Here is a 15,669-nt window from a genome sequence, read left to right on the forward strand (position 1 = left end):
AAATTAGATGAACAAACATATTAAGAAAGTAGCCGTTATAGGTTCAGGAATTATGGGAAGCGGTATTGCTTGCCATTTTGCAAATATTGGAGTAGAAGTTCTACTTTTAGATATTGTCCCTAGAGAATTAAATGATAAAGAAAAAGCAAAAGGCCTTACACTAGATAGTAAAGTAGTCCGCAATAGACTAGTTAACGGTTCTTTAATGGCAGCTTTAAAATCCAAGCCCTCTCCTATTTATAATAAAAAATTTGCTAGTAGAATTACAACGGGGAATTTAGAAGACGATATTGCTAAAGTTTCCGAGGTAGATTGGATTATTGAAGTGGTAGTAGAACGCTTAGACATCAAAAAAATAGTTTTTGAAAATCTTGAAAAACACAGAAAACCAGGCACATTAATAACATCTAATACCTCTGGTATCCCCATAAAATTTATGAGTGAAGGGAGAAGTGATGATTTTCAGAAACATTTCTGTGGAACACACTTTTTTAATCCAGCCCGATATTTAAAATTATTTGAAATAATTCCAGGACCAAAAACCTCACCAGAAGTTTTAGATTTTTTAAATTCTTATGGTGAACAGTTTTTGGGAAAAACTTCAGTAGTTGCTAAAGATACTCCTGCTTTTATAGGAAACAGAATAGGAATTTTTAGTATTCAAAGTCTTTTCCATATGGTAAAAGAACTTGGCATGACGGTTGAAGAAGTAGATAAATTAACTGGTCCTGTAATTGGAAGGCCTAAGTCTGCTACTTTCCGTACGGTTGATGTGGTTGGTTTAGATACCTTAGTACATGTAGCAAACGGCATTGCTGATAATTGTAAAGACGATGAAAAATTAGATTTATTTAAACTCCCAGATTTTATCAATACCATGATGGAAAACAAATGGTTAGGGAGTAAATCTGGTCAGGGTTTCTATAAAAAATCAAAAGATGCTAAAGGAAAAACAGAGATATTGACTTTAGATTTAGATACGATGGAGTATCGATCTAAAAAAAGCGCAAAATTTGCAACGCTAGAACTTACCAAAACTATTGATAAAGTTGTAGATCGTTTTAAAGTTTTGGTAGCAGGAAAAGATAAAGCTGGCGAATTCTACAGAAAAAGTTTTGCTGCGCTATTTGCTTATGTTTCGCATCGTATTCCAGAAATAACAGATGAGCTCTATAAGATAGATGATGCCATGAAAGCTGGTTTTGGATGGGAACACGGACCCTTTCAGATATGGGATGCTATTGGCCTTGAAAAAGGATTAGAAATTATGAAAGCGGAGGGTGAAACTCCTGCTAGTTGGGTAGCTGAAATGCTTGCTAGTGGTGCAACATCTTTCTATACTGTAAAAGATGGTGCTACATATTTTTATGATATTCCCAAAAAATCAGCAGAAAAAATCCCTGGACAAGATGCCTTTATTATTCTAGATAATATTAGAAAATCTAATGAAGTATTTAAAAATACTGGCGTAGTGGTTGAAGATTTAGGAGATGGAATTTTAAACGTGGAATTCCAATCTAAAATGAATACCATTGGTGGGGATGTTTTAGCAGGTTTAAATAAAGCTATAGATTTAGCAGAAAAAGATTTCCAAGGATTAGTTGTAGGGAACCAGGCTGCTAATTTTTCTGTTGGAGCCAACATCGGAATGATTTTTATGATGGCAGTTGAGCAAGAATATGACGAGCTTAATATGGCGATAAAAATGTTTCAAGATACGATGATGCGGATGCGCTACTCCTCTATACCAACCATATCAGCTCCACATGGTATGGCATTAGGAGGTGGATGTGAACTTTCGCTTCATGCCGATAAAATCGTTGCTGCTGCAGAAACCTATATGGGACTTGTAGAATTTGGAGTAGGTGTTATTCCTGGTGGCGGTGGCTCAAAAGAAATGGCCATGCGTGCCTCAGATACCTTCAAAAAAGATGATGTAGAATTAAACGTATTGCAAGAACATTTCTTAACTATTGGTATGGCAAAAGTATCTACTTCGGCCTATGAAGCGTATGATTTAGGATTGCTCCAGAAAGGAAAAGATATTGTAGTTGTAAATAAAGACAGGCAAATAGCTACTGCAAAAGCACATGCCAAATTAATGGCAGAAGCTGGTTACACACAACCCCCTAAGCGCAAAGATGTAAAAGTTTTAGGAAAACAAGCATTAGGGATGTTTCTAGTGGGTACAGACGCGATGAATGCGAGTCATTATATTAGTGAACACGATCAGAAAATAGCAAATAAACTAGCCTATGTAATGGCTGGTGGAGATTTATCTGAACCCTCATTGGTAACAGAGCAATATATATTAGATCTAGAGCGTGAAGCATTTTTGTCTTTATGTACAGAACGCAAAACATTAGAACGTATCCAGCATATGTTGAAAACGGGGAAACCGCTAAGAAATTAGATGTTAGACAAATAGAATCTAGATGCTAGACGATGGGAAGACACAATTTTAAAAAAATGAAAGTTTGGCAAGATGGGATTTCTTTAGTTAGAGAAAATTATAGACTAACTAAAACTTTTCCTGATTTTGAAAGATATAATTTAATTAGCCAAATGAACAGATGTGCTGTATCTATCCCTTCTAACATCTCTGAAGGTTCTAGTAAAAGTACAGACAGGCATTTCAAGAAATATCTTGAGAATAGTCTTGGTTCAGCTTTTGAATGGGAAACACAATTAATAGTTTCTTATAATGAAGCGTATTTAAGTAAAAATAAGTTTGAAGAATTAGAAAATAAAATATTACAAATTCAAAAAATGTTAGGAAAGTTTATTGATAACTTAACTGATTAGTCTAATTTCTAATCATCTAGATTCTAGACTCTACTATTAAAAACAATAAGAACTATGAAGACCGCATATATTGTAAAAGCATATAGAACAGCAGTAGGGAAAGCACATAAAGGTGTGTTCCGTTTTAAAAGAAGTGATGAATTGGCGGCTGAAACCATTCAGCATATGATGAAAGAGCTACCGCAATTAGATAAAAAACGAATTGACGATGTTATTGTTGGTAATGCCATGCCCGAAGGATCTCAAGGACTAAATATGGCACGTTTAATCTCTTTAATGGGCTTAGACATTATTGATGTTCCCGGCGTAACAGTAAATCGTTTTTGTTCCTCAGGAATAGAAACTATAGGAATTGCTACCGCAAAAATTCAAGCAGGAATGGCCGACTGTATTATTGCTGGTGGTGCAGAAAGCATGAGTTCTGTTCCAATGACAGGTAATAAACCAGAATTAAATTACGACATTGCAAAATCGGGTCATGAAGATTACTATTGGGGTATGGGAAATACGGCGGAAGCGGTTGCCAACCAATTTAAAGTGTCTCGAGAAGATCAAGATGAGTTTTCCTATCACTCACATATGAAAGCATTAAGAGCGCAAGCAGAGAATCGGTTCCAAGATCAAATTGTACCCATAGATGTAGAGCAGATATATGTAGATGAGAATGGAAAAAAAGCAACTAAAAAATATACGGTAACTAAAGATGAAGGCCCTAGAAAAGGAACTTCTAAAGAAGCATTAGCTAGGTTGAGACCAGTTTTTGCTGCTGGTGGTAGCGTTACGGCTGGTAACTCCTCACAAACCAGTGATGGTGCTGCCTTTGTAATGGTGATGAGTGAAGAAATGGTAAAAGAATTAAACCTAGAACCTATTGCTAGATTGGTTAATTATGCTGCCGCAGGTGTAGAACCTAGAATTATGGGAATAGGACCCGTAAAAGCAATTCCAAAAGCATTAAAACAAGCTGGACTAGAACAAGATGATATTGAATTGATAGAACTAAACGAAGCTTTTGCGTCGCAATCTTTAGCAGTAATGCGCGAGTTAAATCTAAATCAGGAGATTGTAAATGTAAATGGTGGTGCCATTTCATTAGGACATCCCTTAGGCTGTACCGGTGCTAAACTATCCGTACAATTATTTGATGAAATGCGTAAACGTAACATGCAAGGAAAATATGGAATGGTAACCATGTGTGTAGGGACAGGGCAAGGTGCAGCAGGAATTTTTGAGTTTCTTAAATAGTAATGGAATAGAGAATAGAGAATAGAGAATAGAGAATAGAGAATAGAGAATAGAGAATAGAGAATAGAGAATAGAGAATAGAGAAAAATACTTTATGTGTGACTAAACAAAGACATAATTATAAAAATTTGAAAATTTGGCAACTTGGTCTTGAAATTACACATCATATCTCCGACTTGTTAATTAGTTTTCCAAATCATGAAAGATTCGATTTAAGTTCTCAAATTAGCAGATGCTCTGTATCAATGCCAAGTAATATTGCAGAAGGATCTGCTAGAACAGATAAATCTTTCAGTCACTTTTTGGATATCTCTTTAGGTTCTTCTTTTGAATTAGGAACACAGCTATTAGTAGCAAAACATAGAAATTATATAACCGAAAACAATTTAAAAATGCTTGAAAGTAAAATAGAAGAATTCCAGAGAATGACAATGGGGTTTCAAAATAGTCTTATTTAAGTCTATTCTCTATTTTCTTTCTTCTATAATCAAAATACAAAATGGAAGCAACAGAAAACAACTTATTACGAGGAGGGCAGTTCCTTGTTAAAGAAACCAAATGTGAAGATATATTTACATTAGAAGATTTATCGGAAGAGCAAAAAATGATGCGAGAGAGTACCAAAGAGTTTGTAGACCGAGATCTTTGGGCGCATTGGGAACGCTTTGAAAAGAAAGACTATGCCTATACAGAAGAAACCATGCGTAAAGCTGGCGAGCTAGGCTTACTTAGCGTTGCTGTTCCTGAAGCTTATGGCGGATTGGGAATGGGCTTTGTTTCTACCATGCTAGTTTGTGATTATATCTCTGGAGCAACCGGATCTTTCAGCACTGCCTTTGGCGCACATACTGGGATTGGTACGATGCCAATTACACTGTATGGTACAGAAGAACAAAAATTAAAATATGTTCCTAAATTAGCTTCAGGCGAATGGTTTGGGGCTTACTGCTTAACTGAGCCAGGTGCAGGTTCTGATGCCAATTCTGGAAAAACAAAAGCGGTACTTTCTGATGATGGAAAATTCTATAGCATTTCTGGACAAAAAATGTGGATATCTAATGCCGGATTTTGTAATCTATTTATTGTTTTTGCTAGAATAGAAGATGATAAAAATATTACTGGTTTTATTGTAGAAAACGACCCTAGTAACGGAATTACATTAGGAGATGAAGAGAAAAAATTAGGAATTCACTCCTCCTCTACCCGTCAGGTTTTCTTTAATGATACCAAAGTACCAATTGGCAATATGCTTTCTGCTCGTGGCAACGGATTTAAAATTGCCATGAATGCTTTAAATGTAGGCCGTATTAAATTAGCTGCTGCCTGTTTAGATGCACAACGTCGTGTGATAGCAGAAGCAGCTACATACGCTAATGAGCGTATTCAGTTTAAAACGCCAATCATGAATTTTGGTGCGATAAAAGCTAAAATAGCGACCATGGCTATTAATGCCTATGCGGGGGAATCTGCTTGTTATAGGGCTGCTAAGAATATAGAAGATCGAATAGCCATACGAGAAGCAGATGGGAATACACATCAGGAGGCGGAATTAAAAGGCGTAGAAGAATATGCTATTGAATGTTCTATCCTAAAAGTTGCGGTTTCCGAAGATGTACAACAAACTGCAGATGAAGGTATCCAAATTTTTGGCGGAATGGGCTTTAGTGCAGATACGCCAATGGAATCTGCTTGGAGAGATGCTCGTATTTCTCGTATTTACGAAGGTACTAATGAGATTAATAGAATGTTAGCGGTAGGAATGCTCGTTAAAAAAGCAATGAAAGGGCATGTAGACCTTTTAGGGCCTGCAACAGCAGTAGCGGAAGAATTAATGGGAATCCCATCTTTTGAGGCTCCAGATTTTTCTGAACTATTTTCGGAAGAAAAAGATATTATAGCCCGTTTAAAAAAGGTTTTCTTAATGGTGGCTGGGAGCGCCGTTCAAAAATTTGGACCAGAATTAGAAAAACACCAGCAATTAATGTTAGCTGCTTCAGATATTCTTATAGAAACCTATATGGCAGAATCTACTGTATTACGAACAGAGAAGAATGCAAAACGTTTTGGAGCAGAAACACAAGCTACTCAAATAGCCATGGCTAAATTATATGTATACAACGCTACAGAAACGATTATCCAAAAAGGGAAAGAAGCTATTATTTCTTTTGCAGAAGGTGATGAGCAGCGTATGATGCTAATGGGGCTTAAACGCTTTACAAAATATACCAATCATCCTAATGTAGTAGCTTTACGCACACAAATTGCGGATAAAGTAGCTGCAGACAATGGATATACCTTTGACTAATTCAAATTAAAACTATGGTTTTAATACGAATAAAAACCGCTCTATAGAGCGGTTTTTTATTTTTTATATGGAGATTAAGAATAGATTATATCGTTATTTTAGGATTATAATTTTTTAGAGCAAAACTGGGTAAGCCTATTTTAAGACAAAGTAAGATCTACAATCTCTTCTAGCTATCCTTAATCCTTTCTTTCGTTAAAGGAATTTAAATAATTTTCAATAGTGATGTATCCATCTATATATTCATCCAAAGTGTAGCCTTTTTTTATTTTTTTATAGTTAGAATCAAATTTATCGTTATGTAATTTTAAATTGTTTCCAGAAACCAAGTATGTTATATTAAAAATAGTATCTTTTTTATTTCCATTGTTTTCTTTCAAGACAAAAATTTCTGTATCAGTTATTTTATAGTAATCAGAAAAAATAATTTCATTAACCTCTTCTGAGAAGATATTAATAGTTTCACTATCTATGTAAATTTCTGTGTAAAGTTTTTCTGCGTCCTCATTTGCAATACTTTTCCAATTACCTAAAACGGAATTATCTTTGTTATTTATGTCATAGCAACTTACCAACAGAGCAAATAAATAAGATAAAGAAATAAATGTTATCCGTTTTACTTTGTTCATATTCAATTTTTAGTTTGCTTTCTTTAAGCTGTAATTTAATATTAAGTCTATGATACTCTCGCTAGCGCTCGTCTTTGACGAGTGCCGTATCAGTTTTTAATTAACCTTTACTAATACTATTCCAAAAAGTCAACAGCATCTATTTCTAAACATCATAATATACTTGTCTGGTAAATATATCTAGCCAATATACTAATGTAAAACTCACAAAATATAATCATGATTATGGAAATTATACTTCCTGCTCATACAACTAAAATACAAAAAGCTATAGCATAAAAATCAAAGCTTTTGTTTACTTGCTTACTCTTTGCCGTCAATCGTAATAGACGAGTGCTAGCCATTACGCTAACATACTAGCACTAGCAGGGGATTTGCACTACTATTTTGGGACATTACCACCAAAGATATTTTCATGATTCATGTAATCTTTTTGAATAAGTCCTTCAAATTTGTAGTTAGGTTTTTTTTTATCTAGTACACATATACTTTTTACCGAAAGTATTTCTATTTTATCATTTTTAATTGTAGTGACAAAATAATGGTTAGGATTAGAGGACGATTGGTTATCTTTATTTAAATCAATTAGATTTTTCTGAATCAATTCAAACATTAAACAACTTTCTACACTACCTTTGTTAATAAAATCCACTACTGTCATTTTTTTCATGCTTATAGACTTTTGAAAATCGTCAGAATAGATATACATGCTGTCTTTTATTTGTAAATACCCAACATATTCATGATTCGGCATAAAAACTTCGAGAAGATTTGCTGTTTTAACATTTACTTTTTTCTCTATTTTATTAAAAAGCCTATCTCTTCCAATAATTATTAATTTGTACCTATCATCTTGGATATTTTCTTCATATTTTTTTAAAAATTTTTGAAACTCATTATTTATTTTTTGAGAAATTAAAGTTTCTTGGCTACTACAACTATTTAAATTAAATACAATCAATAGTATTACGATAAGATTTCTCATATTATTATAACTTTTTTATTCCTTTCGGATATGTTTTTATACGTATATTATCGTATATAAATTTATTTTTATAAATTCCTCGCTAGCGCTCGTCTGTGACTAGTGCCATATCAGTTTTAATTAACCCTCGTTATTATCCCAATGTCAATAACATCTATTTCTAAAACATCATCATATACTTGTTTGGTAAATATATCTAGCCAATATACTGTTGCAAAACTTACAAAATATAATCCTGACTTATTATGAAATTTATACTTCCTACTCATACAACTAAAATACAAAAAGCTATGACATGAAAATCATAGCTTTTGTTTATTTGCTTACTCTTGCCGTCACTAAGAAATCTTAGCTAAAGTACAGGAACACAAGGGATAATAATTAGATTCCTTTTTACAATCTAAATAATAACTTTTTATATTACCTTACCAATTATACTCCACTTTTCCTTTTGAATCAATCATGCATAATCTTTTTATTGTATGAAACTTTATATCACTCTTATTAGCAATTGTTGCATAAAATACAGAATGTGTGTTAATAGTATTCTGATCTTCAATTAATAAATTTGGAATATTTTTTTTTAAAATTTCAAGTATGATACATGACTCTATATAAGTCTCTTTAAAAAGGTTTTCATTTGATATTTCTTCTAAATGTATATCTTCATTACCCTTATAATAATCTAATTCAAATGAATATGTCTTAAATTTAGAATATAACACTCCTCTATATAAAAAACTAGTATGGCTCAATTCTTCAATTAAAATAAACTCTTTCCCAATTTCTGTTACATCTTTAAAAAGAAATGATCTTAATTCCTTTAATAGCTTTATTCTTGAAGTATTAATTTTGTCTTCTGACTGAAGTAAACTCTCTTCCAATTCATTTATACTGATTTTTGTTTGAGCCACACAGCTAATATTATTAATAAGAAAGCTAAAAAATATTATTTTAAATATTTTCATATCATTATTTTATTGTTTTATTCCTTTGGTTACTGTTTTTACATGTCTATTTTGGTAAATTTCTCTCGCTAGCGCTCGTCTGTGACGAGTGCCATATCAGTTTTTAATTAAATCTCTTTACTATTATCTCAAAAAGTCAACAGCATCTATTTCCAAAACATCATAATACACATTTTTGATAAATATATCTAGCCAATATACTATTGTAAAACTCAAATAATATAATCATGATTATGGAAATTATACTTCCTCCTACAACTAAAATACAAAAAGCTATGACATTAAAATCATAGCTTTTGTATTTGCTTACTCTTGCCGTCACTCGTCACAGACAATTGCTAGCAGGGGGATCACAGCTTATACTTCAGTTTTTATCTCACATGCTTTCTTACACTTACCACAACAAGTTTTTAAAACTAGCGGAAGCGAGAAGAAGTTTTTAATTAAATCAGTTACCAATTGATCCTTTTAAAAAGAAACCCCTTTTCAAATTTATCTTTTTCAAAATTTTCTATTTTAATATTCTCTTGCTCTAAATAAAATAGGATAAGCGCATTTGAAAGTCTATTTTTTAAATATTTAGATTTATATATGGCTACATCCTCATAGAAAAGTAGGTTTCCTGTTTGATAAAACTCCCATTTCTCATCTTTAATCAACTGAATTACTCTTTTATTTCCATCAGCAGATCTAACTGCATATCGGTAAAAAGGATATTTTTTATCTATTGAAAGACTAATTTCTATAAGATAACTATTTAACTTTTCGGCTACTATATTTACCATATTTGTTAAGCCATCTTGATAATTAGAAAGAAAAAAAGTATGATCTGCTATATCTTTAATCTTTATGAGCGAATAGATAGGGTAATGCGCACCTCCATTTAATGGATTAATGAAGTCAATAAGATTAATGGAGTCAATAGAATCTATATGAGATATTGTGATATTATTTTTATCTTTCTCTAATTTTGAAAATTCTTTTTCAATAATACTTATTTCTTGTTTAAATACTGAAAAAGTAAAAAAATTATAATTCTCATAAAACATGTTTACTTATCTTTTTTCAAATTTAATAGTTAAATTATTTATATAGTATCCTAAGCATTAAAATAGTACTACAATACAACTATACTTAGTAACTTTATACCATGAAAAATACGCTTCTAGAAAAAGTATATAAGCTTACTGATTTTAAAGAAAATGGACATCAGCTTATTGATGCGTTGGCACAACATATGCAGACACAAATTAATGCAGAAAACCCAAAAGTAATTCCTTGGAATAGCCCCGAAAATGAATTGGAATTTTGGAAAGAATTTCTAAAAAATGGAAATAAAAATGTATTTCTTGATACCGTTATTAAACATTCTACCAGCGTACACCATCCTAAATATATAGGGCATCAAGTAAGTCCTACAGCTCCTATTACTATTTTATCTGGAATGGTAAGTGCTATGCTTAATAATGGTATGGCAGTGTATGAAATGGGAATGGCTTCTAATGCTATTGAGTGTATCATTACAGATTTGCTATGTACTAAAATTGGTTATGGTAACAATTCTAACGGTTTCTTAACTTCAGGTGGAACTTTAGCTAATCTTACTGCTTTATTAGCTGCCAGAAAAGCTAAAGTTTCTGATGATATCTGGAATAAAGGACATACAAAACCTTTAGGTATTTTAGTAAGCAAAGAAGCGCATTATTGTATAGAACGTGCTGCTAAGATTATGGGACTAGGAGAAAAAGGAATCATTAAAATCCCCGCCACTTCAGACTTTAAAATGGATACCTCATACTTAGAAGAATACTATCAAAAAGCAAGCTCAGAAGGAATTGAAGTTTTTGCTATAGTGGGAAGTGCTCCTTCAACCGCTACTGGAATGTTTGACGATCTAGAAACCATAGCTGCTTTTTCTAAAAAGCACCATATTTGGTTTCATGCTGACGGAGCACATGGTGGCGCTGGTATTTTCTCATCTAAATACAAACATACCCTTAAGGGGATAGCACACGCTGACTCTGTAGTTATCGATGGTCATAAAATGATGATGATGCCAGGAGTCACTACCGCTTTACTTTTTAAAAATAGTAGCGACTCTTTTGCTACATTCAGTCAAAAAGCAGATTACCTTTTAGAAAATTCTAACGAACAAGATTGGTATAATTCTGGCAAACGTACTTTTGAATGTACCAAAAACATGATGTGTTTGCATTGGTTTGCTTTATTAAAAGCCTATGGTGAAGAAGTCTTTAATCAAAACGTAACTACACTATATGATCTTGGGCATCAGTTTGGAGAAATGTTAGTGCAACACCCTAACTTTGAATTGGCTGTTACACCAACTTCTAATATTGTTTGTTTTAGATATGTAAGACCAAATCTAAATGAAAACGAGCTGAATGCATTAAATAAAAATATCCGTCAGAAGCTTTTAGAAGATGGGGAGTTTTATATTGTACAAACGAAACTAAAAGGCAAACATTATTTACGAACTACTATAATGAATCCATTTACCACTCTAGCACATTTAGAGCAGCTATTAGACAAGATTACAGGATTAGTGATCAAGTAATTTTATTTGGTAATTCTTAAAGACACTTTTTAAACGCGCTCTGAAAAATTCATAGCACATTCAATCAATGCTAAATGCGAATAGGCTTGCGGAAAATTCCCTAAAAGTCGTTTTGTTTTAAAATCGATATCCTCGCTAAATAATCCTAGATGGTTGCTATAACTTAGCAACTGATTAAAATGTTGCAATGCTTTTTCTTTTTGCCCAATTTTAATCAAACTATTAATAAACCAGAATGTACAAATGGTAAAAGAAGAAGAAGGTTCCCCAAAATCATCCACATTTTTATAACGGTATAATAGGCCATCATTAGACAAATCTTCTTCTATGGCTTTAACAGTACTTATAAACTTAGGGTCTTTCGCTGCAATAAAACCGTAAGATTCCATTAATAAAACTGAGGCATCCATATGTTCGGAACCATAGGATTGGGTGAAGGCTTGTTTTTTCTCATTCCAAGCATTTTCTATAATATCTTTCCGAATTTCACTTTCTAAAGGCTGCCATTTTTTTATTTTATGCTTTTTCTGTAATAATTCTGCAACCATAATAGCTCGGTTAATAGCGGTCCAACACAGTACTTTAGAAAAGGTAAAATGCTTGTCTTCTGAACGGAACTCCCAGATGCCCTTATCTGCTTCTTTCCAATGTTTTTCTACAATCCAAACAATCCCTTTGGTAATACTCCAAAGTTCTTCTCCATACTCATTATCTACCTGAAATTTAACAAGCAGTTCATAAATAACATCCATTAATATGCCATAAATATCATTCTGCACCTGTTCATAAGCAGCATTGCCCACTCTGACAGGTTTAGAACCTTTATAGCCTTTTAAATGATGTAAGGTTTCTTCAGTGAGTTTCTTTTCTTTATTGATCCCATACATAATTTGTAATTTCTCATCCTTGTCCGGTATCAGATCTATAATAAATTGCAAATAACGTTTTGCAACATTTTTGTGTCCAAGCTTAGAAACTACTTTAATAACCATAGAAGCATCTCTTATCCAACAAAAGCGATAGTCCCAATTGCGTACTTCTCCTATAGTTTCTGGCAAAGAAGTGGTTGCTGCTGCTAAAACTGCTCCCGTTTTATCATAACTCAATAATTTTAGGGTAATAGCACTCCGTTTAATTTGGTCATTAAACATTTTAAAATTTGGTGTACGTAAAGACCAATCTAACCAATACAACCTAGTGCGTTCTAACTCTATACCAATATCTTGCTGATTGGGAGGCGTAATCTTTTCATTATAGCCTAATAAAAAATACCCATCTTCTGTAAGTGTTATTTCAGTGCTATCTACAACAGCATTTTTATCAAAAGAAGTATATAAAAATACGGTGTCAAATTTTACTTCTTTGGTAAGGCTAACCATAAAATTGTCTTTTACAAAGGTATTGGTTTCTCCTTGTGCATATTCTAATTTAGGATCGTAAAGCACTTTAAATTTAGGTGTTCCAGATAGCAGTTTTACAAAGCGTATCAGTTCGGGTCTCGTATTATAGGTATCGTTTGTTTTCTTATACCTTGGCATAAAATCTTGGATTTCAAAACAATTTGTTCCCGAAGTAAATTTAGTCACTAAAATAGCAGTATTAGTGTGGTAATATTGTTCAATAGTATAGGAATCATCCACTAAAATTTCAAAACTTCCTCCTATTTCATCATCTAACAGTTTCCCAAAAACAGATGGAGAATCAAACTCTGGAAGACAACACCATTCTATAGCCCCATTTTTTGATATTAAGGCAGCACTTCTACAATTTCCTATTATTCCGTAATCTAAATTATCCATTTCGTAAAAATCTTAATTCAGAAGCCTATTCTATAGGTTTCTACTCTATTTTTATCGAAATTTAGAAAAATTAAAAACCAAAACTCCAAAAAAGAGTCAAATTATGAGTAAAACTATCATAATCTCAAATAGACTACCCGTACAATTACAAATTAGCAATGGAAGCATCTCTGCAATACCAAGTGTTGGAGGGTTGGCCACAGGAATGAAATCGGTTCATTCTGGTGGAGATAGTCTATGGATTGGATGGAGCGGACTTACAGATGAAGAAATTCCTACGCATTTAGAAGAAAGTATTGATAAAGCTCTAGCCAAACATGGAGCATCAAAAGTGAGGTTAACAGCTAACGAAATAGATGGTTATTATTTTGGATTTAGCAACCGTACTATTTGGCCTTTGTTTCATTACTTTTTAGAATACTCAGAGTTTGAACTTCAAAATTGGGAAACTTATAAAGCAGTAAATCAAAAATTTGCAGATACTATTATAGCAAATGCAGATGAAGGAGATACCATTTGGGTACATGATTATCAGTTAATGCTAGTGCCACAAATGGTAAAAGAAAAACTGCCTCATATTTCTATAGGTTTCTTTTTACATATTCCATTTCCTTCTTTTGAAATTTTTAGAACACTGCCATGGCGTAGAGAAATTTTAGAAGGTTTATTAGGTGCCGATTTAATTGGTTTTCACACCTATGATTATGAACGTCATTTTTTAAGTTCTGTACGAAGATTATTGGGCTTAGAGGTAAGCTTTAATGATATTTATATTGCTGATAGAATTGTAAAAGTAGACTCTTTCCCTATGGGAATAGATTATAAAAAATTTAGTGATGCTGCAAAAGAGCATAGCTTACGCACAGAAGATCAAAAATCTGAACTTCAGAAACGCTTAGACACCCATAAAAAATCGGATCCAGAAGCAAAGTTCTTATTATCTATAGACCGTTTAGATTATACCAAAGGAATTGCAAAACGTTTAAATGCTTTTGAATATTTTTTAAATAAAAATCCACAATACAAGGAAAAAGTAAGGCTTATTATTCTGGCAGTACCTTCTCGTTCTAATGTACCACAATATAAATTACTTAAAAAAGAAGTAGATGAATTGGTAGGGCGCATTAATGGAGAATTATCTACAGTAAGCTGGACGCCTATTTGGTATTTTTACAGATCCATGCCTTTTGAGAATCTTATAGATCTGTATACCTCTTGTGATATTGCTTGGCTTACGCCGATACGAGACGGAATGAATTTGGTGGCTAAAGAATATATTGCAACCAGAACCGATAAAACGGGGGTATTAATTTTAAGTGAAATGGCAGGTTCTGCTAATGAGATGAATGAATCTTTATTGATAAACCCCAATAATTTTGAACAGATTTCGGAGGCACTCTCACATGCTATTACAATGCCTAAAACTGAGCAACAAGAACGCAATGGCTTTTTACAAAAACGATTGGCACGATACAATGTAGAAAAATGGGCTAATGATTTTATGACCTCACTTAAAAACCAAAAAGATAGTAACCAAACCTATATTTCCAAAAAACTAGCTTCTACCTTAATGGATATAGTTGCTCAAAAATATAAAGCCGCACAACGTAAGCTTATTTTTCTAGATTATGATGGCACCCTTGCTAATTTTCATATAGACCCACAAAAAGCTAGTCCAGATGAAGAATTGTATCAGCTATTAGATCAAATTTCCAATCAGCCTAATACAGATCTATACTTAATTAGTGGTAGGGACAAAGAAACGTTTAGCAAATGGTTTCTACACAAAAAGTATAACATGATTGTAGAACATGGCGTTTGGATTTCTCAAAACGGAGCTGCATTTAGCATGTTAGAGAATATTAAGAAAGACTGGATGACAAAAATACATCCCGTTTTAGAATCTTTTGTAGATAGAACTCCTGGAAGTTTTATTGAAGAAAAAAACTATTCTCTAGCCTGGCATTACCGCAATACAGATCCAGATTTTGGGACAAAACGTGCTAGAGAACTCAATACCGTATTAACAAGCTTAATTGCTAATGATGGGCTTAGCGTATTAAACGGTAATAAGGTGATGGAGGTAAAAAGTGGTAATGTGAATAAAGGTAGGGCTGCTATGCGTGTCTATGCAGCACAAAATTACGACTTTGTTTTTGCTATTGGAGATGATTGGACAGATGAGTATATGTTTCAGGAACTTCCAAAAGATGCCGTTACCGTAAAAGTAGGAAGGCAAAAAACACAAGCTACTTACTATGTAGATGGTACTGAAAGTGTTCGGAAATTATTGAAAAAGTTTGTTGAATAATTCTAACATAAAAAACTAATTATTATCTATTATATTTGATTTTTTTA

At 32.9% G+C, this 15,669-nt stretch carries 12 protein-coding genes and 1 pseudogene; 7 read left to right on the forward strand and 6 right to left on the reverse strand.

Features of this window, described 5'->3' with window-relative positions; translation table 11 throughout:
• The first annotated feature begins 7 nt into the window (after positions 1-7).
• From ACZ451_RS17275 to ACZ451_RS17295, 5 genes are all read left to right on the forward strand, one after another.
• Positions 8-2,413: a 3-hydroxyacyl-CoA dehydrogenase/enoyl-CoA hydratase family protein gene (locus ACZ451_RS17275; RefSeq protein ID WP_464214658.1), complete on the forward strand. Its 2,406-nt coding sequence runs from the start codon at positions 8-10 to the stop codon at positions 2,411-2,413.
• Positions 2,414-2,469: 56 nt separating this feature from the next.
• The gene (locus tag ACZ451_RS17280; RefSeq protein ID WP_464214659.1) at positions 2,470-2,805 is read left to right on the forward strand and encodes a four helix bundle protein; all 336 of its coding nucleotides are present in this window, start codon (positions 2,470-2,472) and stop codon (positions 2,803-2,805) included.
• A 54-nt stretch (positions 2,806-2,859) separates the two neighbouring features.
• Positions 2,860-4,050: an acetyl-CoA C-acyltransferase gene (locus ACZ451_RS17285; protein ID WP_464214660.1), complete on the forward strand. Its 1,191-nt coding sequence runs from the start codon at positions 2,860-2,862 to the stop codon at positions 4,048-4,050.
• A 128-nt stretch (positions 4,051-4,178) separates the two neighbouring features.
• The gene (locus tag ACZ451_RS17290; protein WP_464214661.1) at positions 4,179-4,508 is read left to right on the forward strand and encodes a four helix bundle protein; all 330 of its coding nucleotides are present in this window, start codon (positions 4,179-4,181) and stop codon (positions 4,506-4,508) included.
• 41 nt (positions 4,509-4,549) lie between these two features.
• On the forward strand, positions 4,550-6,355 hold the full coding sequence (locus ACZ451_RS17295; protein ID WP_464214662.1) for an acyl-CoA dehydrogenase family protein: 1,806 nt from the start codon (positions 4,550-4,552) through the stop codon (positions 6,353-6,355).
• 179 nt (positions 6,356-6,534) lie between these two features.
• On the opposite strand, the gene ACZ451_RS17300 is transcribed toward ACZ451_RS17295, so the two are convergent.
• The 5 genes and pseudogenes from ACZ451_RS17300 to ACZ451_RS17320 all read right to left on the reverse strand — a co-directional run bounded on the left by ACZ451_RS17300 (position 6,535) and on the right by ACZ451_RS17320 (position 9,986).
• Positions 6,535-6,984: a hypothetical protein gene (locus tag ACZ451_RS17300; protein ID WP_464214663.1), complete on the reverse strand. Its 450-nt coding sequence runs from the start codon at positions 6,982-6,984 to the stop codon at positions 6,535-6,537.
• Positions 6,985-7,366: 382 nt separating this feature from the next.
• Positions 7,367-7,969, reverse strand: a complete 603-nt coding sequence (locus ACZ451_RS17305; RefSeq protein WP_464214664.1) for a hypothetical protein — start codon at positions 7,967-7,969, stop codon at positions 7,367-7,369.
• A gap of 161 nt (positions 7,970-8,130) precedes the next feature.
• Positions 8,131-8,238 (reverse strand): annotated as a pseudogene (locus ACZ451_RS17310) (transposase); the annotation flags it as partial.
• Between the two features lie 156 nt (positions 8,239-8,394).
• Positions 8,395-8,937 carry a hypothetical protein gene (locus tag ACZ451_RS17315; protein WP_464214665.1) on the reverse strand — a complete coding sequence of 181 codons (543 nt, stop codon included), beginning with the start codon at positions 8,935-8,937 and terminating at the stop codon, positions 8,395-8,397.
• 452 nt (positions 8,938-9,389) lie between these two features.
• Positions 9,390-9,986: a hypothetical protein gene (locus ACZ451_RS17320; protein WP_464214666.1), complete on the reverse strand. Its 597-nt coding sequence runs from the start codon at positions 9,984-9,986 to the stop codon at positions 9,390-9,392.
• Positions 9,987-10,087: 101 nt separating this feature from the next.
• Between ACZ451_RS17320 and ACZ451_RS17325 the strand changes: the two genes are divergently transcribed.
• Entirely contained in the window at positions 10,088-11,512 is a 1,425-nt protein-coding gene (locus ACZ451_RS17325; RefSeq protein WP_464214667.1) for a pyridoxal phosphate-dependent decarboxylase family protein, read from the forward strand.
• Between the two features lie 29 nt (positions 11,513-11,541).
• Here ACZ451_RS17325 and ACZ451_RS17330 read toward each other — a convergent pair whose 3' ends face one another.
• Positions 11,542-13,311 carry a glycoside hydrolase family 15 protein gene (locus ACZ451_RS17330; RefSeq protein WP_464214668.1) on the reverse strand — a complete coding sequence of 590 codons (1,770 nt, stop codon included), beginning with the start codon at positions 13,309-13,311 and terminating at the stop codon, positions 11,542-11,544.
• A 103-nt stretch (positions 13,312-13,414) separates the two neighbouring features.
• Here ACZ451_RS17330 and ACZ451_RS17335 point away from each other — a divergent pair, with 103 nt between their 5' ends.
• Positions 13,415-15,622 (forward strand): bifunctional alpha,alpha-trehalose-phosphate synthase (UDP-forming)/trehalose-phosphatase, encoded by a 2,208-nt coding sequence (locus ACZ451_RS17335; RefSeq protein ID WP_464214669.1) that lies wholly within the window; start codon positions 13,415-13,417, stop codon positions 15,620-15,622.
• Positions 15,623-15,669: the final 47 nt, after the last annotated feature.

It is taken from the genome of Allocellulophaga tsushimaensis (genome assembly GCF_055383085.1).

Bases quoted from the DNA above. Each gene is read 5' to 3' on its own strand.
- ACZ451_RS17275 (WP_464214658.1), top strand. From the start codon at position 8: ATGAACAAACATATTAAGAAAGTAGCCGTTATAGGTTCAGGAATTATG.
- ACZ451_RS17280 (WP_464214659.1), top strand. From the start codon at position 2,470: ATGAAAGTTTGGCAAGATGGGATTTCTTTAGTTAGAGAAAATTATAGA.
- ACZ451_RS17285 (WP_464214660.1), top strand. From the start codon at position 2,860: ATGAAGACCGCATATATTGTAAAAGCATATAGAACAGCAGTAGGGAAA.
- ACZ451_RS17295 (WP_464214662.1), top strand. From the start codon at position 4,550: ATGGAAGCAACAGAAAACAACTTATTACGAGGAGGGCAGTTCCTTGTT.
- ACZ451_RS17300 (WP_464214663.1), bottom strand. From the start codon at position 6,984: ATGAACAAAGTAAAACGGATAACATTTATTTCTTTATCTTATTTATTT.
- ACZ451_RS17305 (WP_464214664.1), bottom strand. From the start codon at position 7,969: ATGAGAAATCTTATCGTAATACTATTGATTGTATTTAATTTAAATAGT.
- ACZ451_RS17315 (WP_464214665.1), bottom strand. From the start codon at position 8,937: ATGAAAATATTTAAAATAATATTTTTTAGCTTTCTTATTAATAATATT.
- ACZ451_RS17320 (WP_464214666.1), bottom strand. From the start codon at position 9,986: ATGTTTTATGAGAATTATAATTTTTTTACTTTTTCAGTATTTAAACAA.
- ACZ451_RS17325 (WP_464214667.1), top strand. From the start codon at position 10,088: ATGAAAAATACGCTTCTAGAAAAAGTATATAAGCTTACTGATTTTAAA.
- ACZ451_RS17330 (WP_464214668.1), bottom strand. From the start codon at position 13,311: ATGGATAATTTAGATTACGGAATAATAGGAAATTGTAGAAGTGCTGCC.
- ACZ451_RS17335 (WP_464214669.1), top strand. From the start codon at position 13,415: ATGAGTAAAACTATCATAATCTCAAATAGACTACCCGTACAATTACAA.